Here is a 14,279-nt window from a genome sequence, read left to right as displayed (position 1 = left end):
ACTTCTAAAATTTAAAAGTTGTTAGAAAATGGAATCAAAATGAAATTTTTATAAAAATTTCATTATAAACTATTTAATTAAAAATACTTTTAATTTTATCAACAATAGAATTTAAAAAATTAGGATTATCTTTTTTAACTTTAACATCCTTCATTTCATCAATAGCTCTTTGCTGGAAAAATTCCTGTGAATTGATATGACGTGCCTGCTGTATGCATTCATAATCCCCGTCGGAATTTATTCTACGGCCTTTGATGTCATCTTTTAACATAATATCCAAATCTTCAAGAATTCTTGCTTTTATAGCTTTGTCTTCAATAGGACATGCAATTTCAACTCTTTTTGCAGTGTTTCTTGTCATCATATCTGCACTTGAAATATATAAAATCCTGTCTTCACCAACACCAAAAGCATAGACTCTGGAGTGTTCCAAATACCTGCCAACGATTCCACGAATTTCAATATTGTCTGTTTTATCTTTAAGCCCCGGAATAATACAGCAAATTCCACGAATAATCATTTTTACTGTAACACCTGCTTTTGAAGCTTTAGCTATTTTATCAATGATTCTCCTGTCTGTAAATGAATTCATTTTCATCAAAATTTCAGCAGGCTGATTATTTTTAGCTTTAGCTATTTCCTTATCAATCAAATTCATGATTCCTGACCTTAAAGAAGTAGGAGCTACAAGAAACTTATTATAATGACCCTGTAAATTAGCCAATGCTAAATTTTTAAAGAATTCAGTAGCATCATCTCCAATTTCCTGATTGGATGTTAAATAACAATAATCAACATATAACCTTGCTGTTTTTTCATTATAATTACCAGTACCAATTTGTGTGTACTGCTTTATAGTTCCATTATGTTTTTTAGTTACAGTACATATTTTAGAGTGCACTTTATAATCTACAAAACCATACAATATTTGACATCCTGCCTCTTCAAGCAATTCTGCATAATGAATATTGTTTTTCTCATCAAATCTTGCACGAAGCTCAATTAAAACTGTTACTTCTTTATCATTATCTAAAGCTTCAATCAAATATTTAATAACTCGTGATGTTCTTGCAACACGATATAAAGTTATTTTAATTGATAAAACTTCAGGATCATTCGCTGCCTCCTTTAAAAAATCAAGGAAATGGTCCATTGTTTGATATGGATAAAATAACAAAATATCTTTCTTGTCCAATTGCTTAAACAATGATTTGTTTGGGTCAATTTGACTTGTCCTTTGAGGAGTAAACTCTAAAAAAGTTAAATCATCAGTTACATCACCAGGAAGTTCTTTTATAAAATCATGAATAAAATCAAGATTTATTGGAGATTGTGTAAGGAAAACCTGGTTTTTATGTAATCCCAATTCTTTTCTAAGATATTTGGTGTATGTGGAATCATTGCTTTTGTAAAACTCCAATCTTATCGGTGACAACCTTTTTCTTTTTTTAAGAATGTTTTTCATGAAATGTCTGTAATCCTCATCCTCATCAATAGGAGTATCTTGAAGGTTTATATCTGCATTTCTTGTTACTGCAGCTACAGTCCGGTATTTAACCCTATAATTTGTAAAAATACCTTCAGCAAATGCATAAATCAAATCTTCCATTAAAATAAATTCATTTGTATCCGGAAATTTAACATAATCAGGCAGAGAATATGGAATTGGAATTAATCCAATGTATTCTTTTGAATTTTTTTTCTTGCTGGCCCCCCTTTCCAAAATGCAATAAATATATAACTTTTTATTTGCCATATGAGGGAAAGGATGATAAGAATCAATTATTTGAGGAGATAATAATGGAGCTACATTTTCATAGAAATACTGGGTTGCATACTGTCTGAACTTACTATTTAACTCATTGAAATTATGTTTAACAATACCATATTTTCTTAAATCTTTAGCTATTTCATCAAAAATCAAATCTCTTTCTTCATATAACGGTTTAGTAGCTTTAAATATGGCATCTAATTGCTCCTGAGGGCTCCAGCCAGTCTTATTATCCCAGTCATCTTCATCAATAAGAGTTAAATCAAAAAGACTTCCACATCTGACCATATAAAACTCATCTAAATTGCTTGTGAAAATAGATATGAAATTTAGTCTTTCCAGCAGCGGAACAGTATTGTCTTTTGCCTCTTTTAAAACCCTGTCATCAAATTTAAGCCAGGACAGCTCCCTGTTTTGAGTGTATGAATAATCCCTTTTTTTCATTATAATCCCTCAGCATCCAAAAGTGAATATAAAACTCCTTCCCTTATGGAATTTTTACAAACACATATTTTCTCCACATGAAAATACTTTGCAATTGTTTTAATAATTATAATTCCTGGCACAAGTGTATGAATTCTTTCAGCCTTAACTTTCAATATTTTATTAAAGTCTTCTTTATTGTTATATTTGAGTTCATCCAACACTTCATCCAACAAATAAACTGGAAATGCATCTTTTTTTTCATTAATGAAATTGAGATGAACCAATAATTTTTTAAGATTTCTTACAGTTCCACCTACACCAAACAAATATTTTTTATGAGTTTTAACCAAACCCAAATCTTCAATTTCTTTAATTACTCTTTTTTCAATATTTTCGGATTCCTTTTTATTTGGAAACATGATTCCAACATAATCTTCATAGCATGATAGAGATCCCACAGGCAAACTTCCTTTATCAACAGGAGTTTTATTTTCAAAAACAATTATTTCAGAGCTGCCTCCACCAACATCAATAAGAATCCCCTCGTCACTGCTCAGTCCTGTGCTTTTAACTGAATTGAAACTTAGCTGTGCTTCGGTTTCATCATCAAGAATATGAATATCCACACCAATCTTTTCTTTTATAAAAGCAATTATCTCATAAGTATTTGAAATATTTCTCAAACTGGCTGTTGCAAAGAAATATCTTCTGGCAACATTCAATAAATTCATAATTTTATTAAATTTATTTAATATTGATGATAAAATATTTATTCCTTCATCGTTTAATTTACCGTCATCACGATAAGCAATAAGCCCTGCTGTTTTCTTTTTAGAAAAAACAGATTTGATTTTATTATTTTTATATTCATATATTTTTAATCTGATGGTATTTGAACCAATATCTACAATTCCATATAACATTTTTATCATTCTAATTTATTTATTTGAAACTAATACCTTCTCACAATTTTAGTTTCACTATCTATTACTTAATATTTATATAAAAACTACTATAAATACTCAAAATTATCAATTTTTAAATATCTCCCAACCACTCCAAATATTTTTTAAAAAATAATACAATCCATTAACAACATATTAATAAAACTTCAATCAATATATAAATTAATAATAAAAAGGAGTAAAAAATATGGATACAACCATGATTATTTTAGCAGTAATTATAATAATCATACTTGCTATTGTATTATATCTCATTAGCGGATATAATGGCCTTGTTAATGCAAGAAACAGAGTTAAAAACAGTTATTCTCAAATTGATGTTCAGCTCAAAAGGAGAAATGACTTAATACCAAATCTTGTTGAAACTGTTAAAGGTTATGCAGGTCATGAAAAAGATGTATTTGAAAATGTAACCAAAGCAAGAAGCGGTTTGATGAATGCAGGCAGCGTTAAAGAAGTTAGTGAAGCCAACAATGCTTTAACTGGTGCATTAACATCACTGTTTGCTATTGCTGAAAATTACCCTGAACTGAAAGCAGACCAAAATTTCAAAGAATTACAATCCGAATTAACAGAAACCGAAGATAAAATTTCTTACTCAAGACAATTCTATAATGATGCTGTTTTAATGTACAATAATAAATGCGAACAATTCCCAAGCAATATTATTGCAGGAATGTTTAATTTTAAAGAAGCTGACTTTTTTGAAATAGCCAGTGGTGAAAGGGAAGCACCTAAAGTGCAATTTTAAGGGAGATTAAATATATGGTTAATAAAAAGATAGTAACCATCTTCCTTCTACTTTTTTTAATAACATCAACAATCTCTTGTGTTTATGCAGATGACGATGACAGAAGCTATTCCATTACACAGGCACTTGTAGACATCATAGTTGATACAAACGGAATGCTCCATATAAATGAAACCTTTGACTATTCATTTGACGGAACATTTAATGGAGTTTACAGAGACATACCCCTGAAAGAGGGAGAAAGTATTTCAAATATTCATGTATCAGCAGAAGGTGCATATACAAAAGTAGAGCAACATCAGGAAGATGGAACTCAGCATATAAAAATTTATTTATATTCAGATGCTGCCAAAACCCAACCAATAAGTGATACAAATGTTAAAGTCCATATCAGCTACGATATGAAAAATGTAGTGACTGTTTATCAGGACACTGCATCTCTACAGTATCAGCTTTGGGGAGACCAGTGGGCAGTAGGAGTTGATGAATTAATAACAACAATACATTTACCTAATGATAATGGTAATGAATACTGGTTAAATCCTACAAAATATACCAAAACCAGCTCATTAGACGGAAATACAATAACTTCAACCAGCAATTACATAGATTCTGGAAACTTTTACGAGATTGAAGTTTTAATGCCTGAAAGTGACTTTGCAAACTCACCAAATGCAATCCATATTGATAAAGCAGCTAAAAAAGAAATAGAACAACGTTACAATGATTATCAGGCAAATGAAAAAATGTGGGACAATATCGGATCACTTATAGGAATACTGTTTATTATAAGTCCAGTAATTCCATTTTTTATTTACCGCAAATATGGTGTAGAACCTAAAGTTAATTATGAAGGAATTTATGAAAGGGATCTTCCAAGTAACGACCCCCCAGCTGTAGTTAATGCATTAATCCAAAAAAGATACAATATTGGAACTCCTGATTTAAAAGGATTTGAAGCTACAATAATGGATTTGATTAATCGTAAAATATTTAAAATTAAATCAAATGAAGAAAAACATTTAATTATAGAATTAGATGAAACAAACTACGACAGTTTAACATTAGATGAAAAAGATGTTTTCGATATCTTCAAAACAATAGCTAAAGACAATCTCTTGGATTTAAGTAATGTTAAAGATTATTTATCCGATGAACATAATGCGGAATGGTTCAACAACAGAATCAAATCATGGAAAAATGATGTTGCCTACGAACATTTATCAAAATCCAGATTGAAACAATTCTTTAATAACGAAGGAAATAAAATAGCTACTTACTATTCAATAGCTTGTATAATTATTGGAGTTCTGTTTGGTTCATTATTCTATCTGGAAAATGGTTTAAATACAACTGGAGGAACAATTGGACTTATAGGATCAGTATTTTTATTTATTTCAGGATTTGTGATTTACATGTTGCCCGAAGATATCTTCGGACAATGGACAAAAGAAGGCAGACTATATATGCTAAAGTGGAAAAACTTTAAGAAGTTTTTAAGTGACAACAGTTTAATGAAAGAACACCCTCCTGAATCAATAGTTATATGGAATCAATATCTCGTATATGCAACAGCTCTTGGAGTAGCTGATAAGGTTTACGAATCCATGAAACTGCATGTTGGTGAAGGAAACATTGATGACGATTATCTTGATTCATACTACTATTATGGAACAGGATATTACATGATGCATAATGCAATAGATACCGGAATACAAACAGCAAATGCAAATTCAGACAGCTCCGGCTTTGGTGGCGTTGGTGGAGGTTCCGGCGGAGGAGGTGGAGGAGCATTCTAGATTCCCATCTCTTTTTTAAATGGTTCAGTGTGTCTACATTTAGGAAAACCACTGCATCCTACAAATAAACTATTATCCTCACCATTAACCCTTTTTACAAGAGGTTTACCACACTTCGGACAGGTTTTACCAATATACTCCAATTTTTTACCTTTTCCCCTACATCCTGTTTTTCTAAAATTCGTACAACCTAAAAATGGATGCCCGTCACTATGTCGGTAACGTTTTATAAGTATCCCATCGCAGCTTGGACAATATTCTATATCATCCAAATCCTCAAGTTCACTTCCATAATAACCTCCTTCCCAATTACAGCGATTAAATGGAGGCGCCATATTATGAGAACATTTAAGAACCCTATTAAGTTTACCCTTATTCCAAAAAGATTCCAGCAAAACCACACCTGTTTTACAAACAGGACATTTTAATTTAGTTGGAATTACATAACGTTCTCCATTTTTTTCAATATTTTTAAGAGTTTCCAGCCTATTATGTTCCAGGTTAAGCAATTCAACATTTGCATCAGTTTTCAGCTCCTGAACGAACACCGAACTTTTAAAATAAGGTGCTAATAAATAAACATTATTTTTTGTTCTAGTTAAAGCAACATAAAACAATCTTCTTTCCTCAGCATAACTAAAAGAATCTCCATTCCTTTTAACAAAATTTAAAACAGGATCATCAACCATTTTATTTGGAAAACCCGCCTTCCAATTTTTCAAATTTATTAAAATTACATTATCACATTCTAAACCTTTAGACTGATGAACAGTACGATATTCAATGTTAACATCCGGACTCTCCCTATAAACAATTTTTACAAATTTATTTCTTCTTAATTTATCTTCATCTCCTAAAATCTCAAATTTTCTTTTTCCATATTCATTTTCTACATTGAAATTCTTTAGTAAATTAAATATGTCCTTATTATTTCTACCTAAAATCAGAATCTTTTTGTTTTTAAATGTTGATTGGTTTATGATATTTTTTATTATTAATTCAAATTTTAATATTTCATCAAAATCATTATCAAAATTAACCAGTTTAATTGGATATTTCAATGATTTAGAAGATTTTAATTCCTTTCTGGTTTGATCGGGATTTTTCATTACAAAATTACTTGAAGCATCAATTAACTGTTGAGAATTCCTGTATGTTTTTTCAATATATCTGGTTTCACAAACATCAAAGAAATTATCAAATTTGGTAAAAATATTTACATCACATCCACTGAAACTGTAAATAGACTGCCAGTCATCACCTACAACCATTATCTTGGCACCAATACTATCACAGATATTTCTTAACAAGTTATATCTGGTAAATGAAGTGTCCTGATATTCATCAACAATTATATATTTGTAAGGCAAATCTAATCCATTTTTCACAATACAATCACTGGCTTTATTAATCATATCATTAAAATCAATTTTTTTAATTTTTAATAAATATGCTTCATAGTCATTGTAAATCTCTTCAACAATTTTTAAAAATGCTATTGTCCTATCTTTTGAAAAACTATCTTTTAATCCACCAACATAATCATAAAATTCTTTAAATTTAGTTTCATCATAATTATTTCCTTTAAATAACTCAATAAATGTTTTTAACAATACAATGAAATCTTCCCATTCTTTTATAGTTTTATTTTCCAACAATATTCTATAAACTTCCCTATATTCAATTTCATTAAATTCAACACCCTGAGCTTGTAATTTTTCTGCCAAACGTGTTAATAATCTGTTTTCTGATTGATAATATGAAAAAGTTTCAATTAAAGTAGTTCCATATTTTTTATGTACTTTCCTTTTCCATTCCATTTCTTTAACATATTCCTCAGATGATTTTCCACCAATTAAATGATTTTCACAGTTACGGTTTAATCCAAAATGTTCTATATAGATATTATAATCATCTAAGTAAAAATCAGGAAGATAATCTTTAATTTCATATTCTTCAAAGATATCTGTTAAATTAAGCAAGTCCTTAGTAATGTCATTTTTTAATTCATCAGGAATCTCTTCATTAAAAGAAAATAAAAATTCTTTAAATTTATGAGTCTGTAAAATTTTATAGGCTTATTTGATTTTAATGTGTTTTTCAGTCCAATTTTGCATTTGATAGTCTAAAAATGTCAGGATTCCATTTTTGGTTTTGTATATTTTCTTTATTTTTTCAGGATTGGTTTGTCTGTAGTAATTTTCGACTTTATTTGATGTTTTTTCTATATTTTCATCATCAAGATATTCTACGTATCTGTGGAAGTGATTTATGATATGTTTTCTTATGAAATCTTTTAAAACAACTGGTATGGCCGTATATTTTTGTAAATATTGTTTAAATTGTTCTATTGCTTCTTTTTTTGAGTTTTGTCTGAAACAGTTTTTTAATTCTTGTGCATTTTCGTAAATATGGTCTCTTTGTTTTCCATTAATCTTGTTTCTTCTACAATATACTTTTAATTTATGGTTTATTGTTTGAAACAGATGAAATATGCACAATTGATGTTTTACTTCTATTTCATCTGCTACATTACGATACATTGGGAATAAATCGGTTGTTAGGCAAATGAATGGTTTATTTTCTGTTGATTCTAAGATAAATTTTTTCGTGTTTTTTGGTATTCTGCGACGTACTATTCGTTCTGTGACTGGAATATTGAGTATTGCATCAAATAAAGTTAATCTGTAGTGTCTAGTTCCATTAAGTCTTAAAAATTGCTCATCATATAAATAATAGCCAGAATATTCAAATTTTTCATTGCTGATGCTTTCTTCGTGATTTTTGTCAGACCAGTTCTTGATTGTTTGATGAGATATTCTGATTCCAAGGAATATTTCAAAGTATTTACTTATTTTACGAAGTGATTGGTACCCTATTTTCATTATTCCTGGAATTTTATCCATTATTTCTTGTAAAAATTGTTTATTTTCACCAATTAATGGATTATTGTATATTCCGAATTTTTTTCCACATTTTTTGCATTGATATTGCTGTTCTTTGAATTCTGTTGTTTTTCCATTAGTATTTTGTTTGTTTTTCTTTATTGTGCCTTTTTTGATTATTTTGTGGCTTCCACAAACTGGACAAATGGGATTATCATATTTAAAAGTATTATTTTCATCTAAAAATAGTTTATGATTAGTATTTTCAAAATTAGGTGTTTTATTCAATCTTTTTGAAATAATTTTTTCTTGATCAATTTTTTCATCAAAAAAATCATAAAGTTTAAGTTGTATGAAGTCTATATTACTATTGAGGGCAGATTTGTTTTGTTTGGTCATAAAATATTATTTGTCCTCACTTATTAAAGTATTTTACTATTTTTAAATCATTTATATTAAAATTAAAGAAAAATTAGAATGAAATTTCATCAAAATGAAAGTTCAACTGTAAAAAATTAAAAAACAAATAAGCCTATAAAATTTTACAGACTCATTTATTTAAACTTGAACATATTCCCATTAATTTTTAAAAAAGCTATTGAATTAACCATTGAAAAATAAAAATCATTGTGATTATATATTAAAAAATATAAATAATCCTTATAAGTACATTTATTCAAAACATTTATATAATATGAGAAGGAAATGTATTGCCAAGGGAGGAAGGTATTTTCCGACTAACCTTTTGAAACTAATATCCATAAGATTTATATGGAGTATGATTTAATGACTGAAAAAGTTAACGAAGAATTAATGGAAAGCGTAATTAAACAAATGAAAGAGGATAATATTAAATTTATCCGTTTACAATTTGTTGATATAAATGGAACTGCTAAAAACATTGTAATTCCATTTAAAGAAGATGACATGGCAGACTTATTTGTTGAAGGTATGTTATTTGACGGATCTTCAATTGCAGGATTCGTAGGAATCAATGAAAGTGACCTTGTTCTCAAACCTGATATCCACACTTACTCAAGAGTATCCTGGAGGCCTGAAGAATCTGCAGTATGTAGATTTATTTGTGATGTCTGGACTCCTGACGGAAAACCATTTGTTGGAGACCCAAGAGGTATCCTGAAAAAATCTTTAGCTAAAATTGGAAAAATGGGATTACAATATAACATAGGTCCTGAACCAGAATTCTTTATTGTAGATATTGACGATGAAGGATACCCAATGCCTTACGATGAAGCAGGATACTTTGATGTTGAACCTTTAGATAAAGGACCTGATTTCAGAAGAGAACTAACCTTAAACTTAGAAGAATTAGATTTCGAAGTAGAAGCTTCTCACCACGAAGTAGGACCTGGTCAAAACGAAATTGCATTTAAATTTAAAGATGCATTAAAAACTGCAGATGCTGTAATTACCTTTAAACAAGCTATTAAAGCTATTGTAGACAACATGGCTACTTTTGACCAAATGGATTACAGAGTAACCTTTATGCCAAAACCGTTCTTTGGTGTAAACGGTAGTGGTATGCACTGTCACCAGTCAGTATTCAAAGGAGACAGAAACCTGTTCTCTGACCCAAACAGCGAAACCGGATTATCTAAAGACGCACTTCACTTCATGGGAGGATTGCTTGCTCACGCTCCAGCATTAACCGCAATTACCAACCCTATTGTAAACTCATACAAACGTTTAGTGCCAGGTTATGAAGCTCCAGTATACAGAGCATACGGTCTTAAAAACAGATCTGCATTAATCAGGGTACCTGCAGCTCGTGGTAAAGCAACCCGTATTGAATACAGAGCACCAGACCCAGCATGTAACCCATACTTAGCATTTGCAGTAATGTTAGAAGCAGGTATTGACGGTATTCAAAATAAAATTGATCCTGGAGAACCTACCGAAATTAACATCTACTCATTAACCGAAGAAGAAAGAGAAGCTATGGGAATTCAAGTTTTACCATCCAGTTTATGGGAAGCTTACCATGCACTTGAAGAAGACCCATTGATATTATCCACTTTAGGAGACCACACCAGTGAAAAATTCCTAGAGCTCAAATACAAAGAATGGGACGAATACCGTGTACAAGTATTCGGATACGAACAAAACAAATATTTAGATATTTAAATCTAAATATACTTTTTTTATTTTTTAAATATAATGATTCTTAAGTAAAATTAGGCATGATTATATTTAAGAAAAAAGGGAGCATCATATGACTGAATCAGAACACAAAATAATTGAAATTTTAAGAATATTAAATGAGCAAAATAAACCTACTGGTTCTAAATTAATAGCAGAAGAGTTGAAAAACAAAGGATTTAACTTAGGAGAACGTGCTGTTAGATATCATATGCAAATTCTTGATGAAAAAGGATATACTGAAAGAATGGGATATTCCGGCAGACAAATTACAGAACTGGGCAGGAAAAAGCTTGATAAAGGTATAATCTATGATCAGGTTGATTTCATTTATTCAAAATTTGAAGAAATGATTTATTTGACTAGTTTCAACTACATGAACCGGGCGGGAAATGTTGTAGTAAATACTTCAACTATTTACGATGAAGAAGCATTTAATATAATCAAAGATGTTTTCAAAAGTGGTCTTTGTGTTAGTCCTTACATCAATTTAAAAGAAGGTAACAGCAAAGAAGAAATACAGATAAAAACAATATGCGGAACCACAATTGACGGAATTCTGTTAAACGAAGGAATACCTACAATCCCACTATACGGAGGATTAGTTAAAATCAGAGATTATGTTCCGACAAAATTTACAGAACTGATTTCCTACAAAAAAACATCTGTAACACCTCTTGATGCATTTGTAGCTCCGGGAATGACTTCTGTATTAGATGTGATAAATACCGGGACCGGAACAATACCTGCTAATTTACGCCTCATTCCAAGTGTAGGGCGGGAACGTGCCCTAAACATCATAAACAAATTGGAAAAAATTGGAATTGGGGGAGTAATGGCAGTTTCTGAAGAAGGCAAAAATATGTTGGGAGTTCCCGTACCTGAAGGAATGGTTGGAATAGCCGTCAGCGGAGGAGTGACCCCATTTTGTGCAGCTCAAGAACTCGGATATGACATTGACATAAAAATAGCTGAAGAAATTGAAGGCTTTGAAACATTATCCCCAATAGCTGATGTTAAAAAAATACTTAAACCTGCTGATGATAAAATTCATGCAAAAACTCCATTTTTACTTTCAAAATCATGGAATTTAATTCAAAAAGTTAATTTCGATGTGGAAACTAGAAAAGGAGACATTATAGTAAATGTTTCATACATTAACAAAGACAGCTTAGATAAAGCAATATATATTATGAAAGAAACCTATGAATCAAATCCGAAATACATCAACCCTTACTATCAGCTTGTAGAACATCCGACCGATTATACCAAAATAGGAATAGCTACAATATGCAGTTTAAGTATTGACGGACTTTTAATAAACAATGGAATAATGAGCAACCCGAAATATGGCGGATTATTGGAATTAAACGAATCTCCCTTATTTATTGACTTAATTTCTTATAATGGCTCTTCTGTTGATCCCCATAAAATATTCATAGCTAAAAACATGACTTCAATAACAAGAAATATCGGATCCAATAAAATACTGGCCAGTTTAAAAGAAATCCCCTATATTTCAAGAGACTATGCAGTACATTTATTAAACATCTTAAAGAATATTGGATTTTCAATTTATAAAATAGGCAAACCAAGAGAACTAACATATAATGCTAAAGTAGATAACTACAATTTTGGTGTTGTTGCAGGCAGTGGTCTCAACCTAATTGCTGCACTTAAAGAAAAAGGAATAGATGTTGAAGTTAAAGCTATTGCAAAATTAATGAAATTTGAAAAAATGGAAAGACTGTAGCTATTTTAAACTACAGTAACTTCCACATCATCTCCTTCAACAGGATGGTGAATAAATTCAATCAAATCGTCTTCAATCTCATAAACATCAATTTCAATAGTCGGATTAATTGAATCACCATCTAATGAAAGCAACATTTTAAACCCTGGTTTTCCAAAATATTCAGAAAAGTCCATGTTTAAAACCTCACCGCTTCCAAAAATTCTATTATAAGAAATTTCTAAATTATCATGGATTTTCACATTATCTTTTAAATATTCTACAGCTTTATCTGGAGTTAAACTTAATTTTTTCATGGAAAACACCTCATTATATTGTTAAATAATAAGTATATTTTTCATAATATAAAAATTTGTTTGTAATGTATAAAACAAAATAATTTTTTAAAAAAATATATGGGAAATTTAATCATAAACTTCCACGATTGTTATTTTACCATCCTTAATATGGCGCAATTCTAAAAGATCATCTTTAATTTCCTTAAAATCTACATCAACAACCTGATTTAAAATTTCACCATTTAATTGTAAACTAACCCTGAGTCCCTCACCAGTTTCTTCGTCTTCTGAAATTATATTTAATACTTCACCGGGAGCAAAAATACGATTGTATGATATTTCTAAAATATCTCTTATTTGGACGTTTTCTCTCACATATTCAATAGCTTCCTCAGCAGACATTTTAATTTCCTTAACCATATTATCACACATAAAACCATACAATAAATTAATAATCAGTTTACAAAATTTGTCAAATCAATATATAATAATTTATTAATAAAAGAATATTTAAACGTTATGCATACATTTGAAGTATGTATTAAAATCCATCAAAATCAGAAAAGGATTATTATTTAAACTTTTTTCAAAAAAAAATAAAGGAAAAGGAATTATAAATTCCTGTATTCCCTAATTGAAGTATATTCGTCGTCAATCTCATTATAATGAGCTAATTTTTCCCTGTTAGCTTCAGCATCTAAGTATAAAGCACCTTTACCATTGAGACCAATGTCCCCTTTGTATTGGATATATTTTCCTTTGAATACTTCGCCGTCAATTTCAGGGTCGTCGACAACGCCTTCAAGAACGAAACCTTCGAGTAATCTTCCAAGGAATCCGTGAATGACAATGTTACCGTTTTTCATTTGACCTCCAGGCCAACGGTTTACATCACCGTCAATTTCAATGATACCTTTGGTCATGTGAATACCAGCTAAAATATCACAGTTACCTAAAACGTGAATTCTTCCACCGGTTAAACATTCACCACATTGTTTACCAGCATTACCTTTAACAACGATTTTACCACCAGTCATACCTCTCCATTCACCAATGTAAGAAGCTCCAGTGAATTCTTTGGTGTCACCGTCGATTTCAAGGTATCCGCCAGACATTTCCCTTCCTGCATGAGCAGCTGCATTACCGTGAACATAGATGGATCCGCCACTCATTTCTGCACCTACGTGAAGGTCAACATTACCATTACAGACAATTTCTCCTCCACTCATTTTACAACCGATGTATTTAACCCTGTTTAAGTCACCGTTAAGAATCATTTTAACATCATTAGGTCCTTCTGCATCACCTTCTACAGTAATATCGAAGAAATCAGTAATTGGGAATCTTGAGTTTCCAATAGGTACTTCATATTTTGCAAAATCTTCTTCGCTCCATGCATAAATTTCATCAGGAATTAATTCATCAAATTCTAAAGCGATTGAAGAAGTTTTTAATTGATCAAATGTTATTGTTTTCAAATTAAACACCCTT

Annotated in this window: 11 protein-coding genes; 4 read left to right on the top strand and 7 right to left on the bottom strand. The window is 30.3% G+C overall.

What is annotated here, in order from left to right; all coding sequences use genetic code 11:
* Positions 1–73: 73 nt before the first annotated feature.
* Positions 74–2,215: an RNA degradosome polyphosphate kinase gene (locus MSM_RS07165; RefSeq protein ID WP_011954504.1), complete on the bottom strand. Its 2,142-nt coding sequence runs from the start codon at positions 2,213–2,215 to the stop codon at positions 74–76.
* Positions 2,215–3,129, bottom strand: coding sequence for a Ppx/GppA phosphatase family protein (locus MSM_RS07160; protein ID WP_011954503.1), 915 nt, complete (start codon positions 3,127–3,129; stop codon positions 2,215–2,217). Before MSM_RS07160 ends, MSM_RS07165 begins: the two co-directional genes overlap by 1 nt.
* Positions 3,130–3,349: 220 nt before the next feature.
* Between MSM_RS07160 and MSM_RS07155 the strand changes: the two genes are divergently transcribed.
* Both MSM_RS07155 and MSM_RS07150 read left to right on the top strand, forming a co-directional pair.
* Entirely contained in the window at positions 3,350–3,913 is a 564-nt protein-coding gene (locus tag MSM_RS07155) for a LemA family protein (RefSeq protein WP_004033254.1), read from the top strand.
* Positions 3,914–3,927: 14 nt separating this feature from the next.
* On the top strand, positions 3,928–5,712 hold the full coding sequence (locus MSM_RS07150) for a DUF2207 domain-containing protein (protein WP_011954502.1): 1,785 nt from the start codon (positions 3,928–3,930) through the stop codon (positions 5,710–5,712).
* Here the strand turns inward: MSM_RS07150 and MSM_RS07145 are convergent.
* Both MSM_RS07145 and MSM_RS07140 read right to left on the bottom strand, forming a co-directional pair.
* Positions 5,709–7,694: a 3'-5' exonuclease gene (locus tag MSM_RS07145; RefSeq protein ID WP_011954501.1), complete on the bottom strand. Its 1,986-nt coding sequence runs from the start codon at positions 7,692–7,694 to the stop codon at positions 5,709–5,711. The genes MSM_RS07150 and MSM_RS07145 overlap by 4 nt on opposite strands.
* A 96-nt stretch (positions 7,695–7,790) precedes the next feature.
* Positions 7,791–8,996, bottom strand: a complete 1,206-nt coding sequence (locus MSM_RS07140; RefSeq protein WP_011953615.1) for an ISNCY-like element ISM1 family transposase — start codon at positions 8,994–8,996, stop codon at positions 7,791–7,793.
* 387 nt (positions 8,997–9,383) lie between these two features.
* Between MSM_RS07140 and glnA the strand changes: the two genes are divergently transcribed.
* Positions 9,384–10,742: a type I glutamate--ammonia ligase gene (gene glnA, locus MSM_RS07135; protein ID WP_048058639.1), complete on the top strand. Its 1,359-nt coding sequence runs from the start codon at positions 9,384–9,386 to the stop codon at positions 10,740–10,742.
* A gap of 88 nt (positions 10,743–10,830) precedes the next feature.
* Complete coding sequence (locus MSM_RS07130; RefSeq protein WP_011954499.1) at positions 10,831–12,510, top strand: DUF128 domain-containing protein; 1,680 nt, start codon at positions 10,831–10,833, stop codon at positions 12,508–12,510.
* A 5-nt stretch (positions 12,511–12,515) separates the two neighbouring features.
* Here MSM_RS07130 and MSM_RS07125 read toward each other — a convergent pair whose 3' ends face one another.
* The 3 genes from MSM_RS07125 to MSM_RS07115 form a co-directional block, all read right to left on the bottom strand.
* A complete protein-coding gene (locus MSM_RS07125) occupies positions 12,516–12,806 on the bottom strand; it encodes a DUF2097 domain-containing protein (protein ID WP_011954498.1) in 291 nt (96 codons plus the stop codon).
* Between the two features lie 108 nt (positions 12,807–12,914).
* Complete coding sequence (locus MSM_RS07120) at positions 12,915–13,208, bottom strand: DUF2097 domain-containing protein (protein WP_011954497.1); 294 nt, start codon at positions 13,206–13,208, stop codon at positions 12,915–12,917.
* A 191-nt stretch (positions 13,209–13,399) separates the two neighbouring features.
* Entirely contained in the window at positions 13,400–14,275 is an 876-nt protein-coding gene (locus tag MSM_RS07115; protein ID WP_004032492.1) for a formylmethanofuran dehydrogenase subunit C, read from the bottom strand.
* Between the last annotated feature and the right edge of the window lie 4 nt (positions 14,276–14,279).

Origin of the sequence: Methanobrevibacter smithii ATCC 35061, from assembly GCF_000016525.1 — an archaeon.
Classification (GTDB): Archaea; Methanobacteriota; Methanobacteria; order Methanobacteriales; family Methanobacteriaceae; genus Methanocatella; species Methanocatella smithii.
Note: the sequence above shows the minus strand (reverse complement) of the source record. Positions and strands in the feature narration are given on the sequence as shown.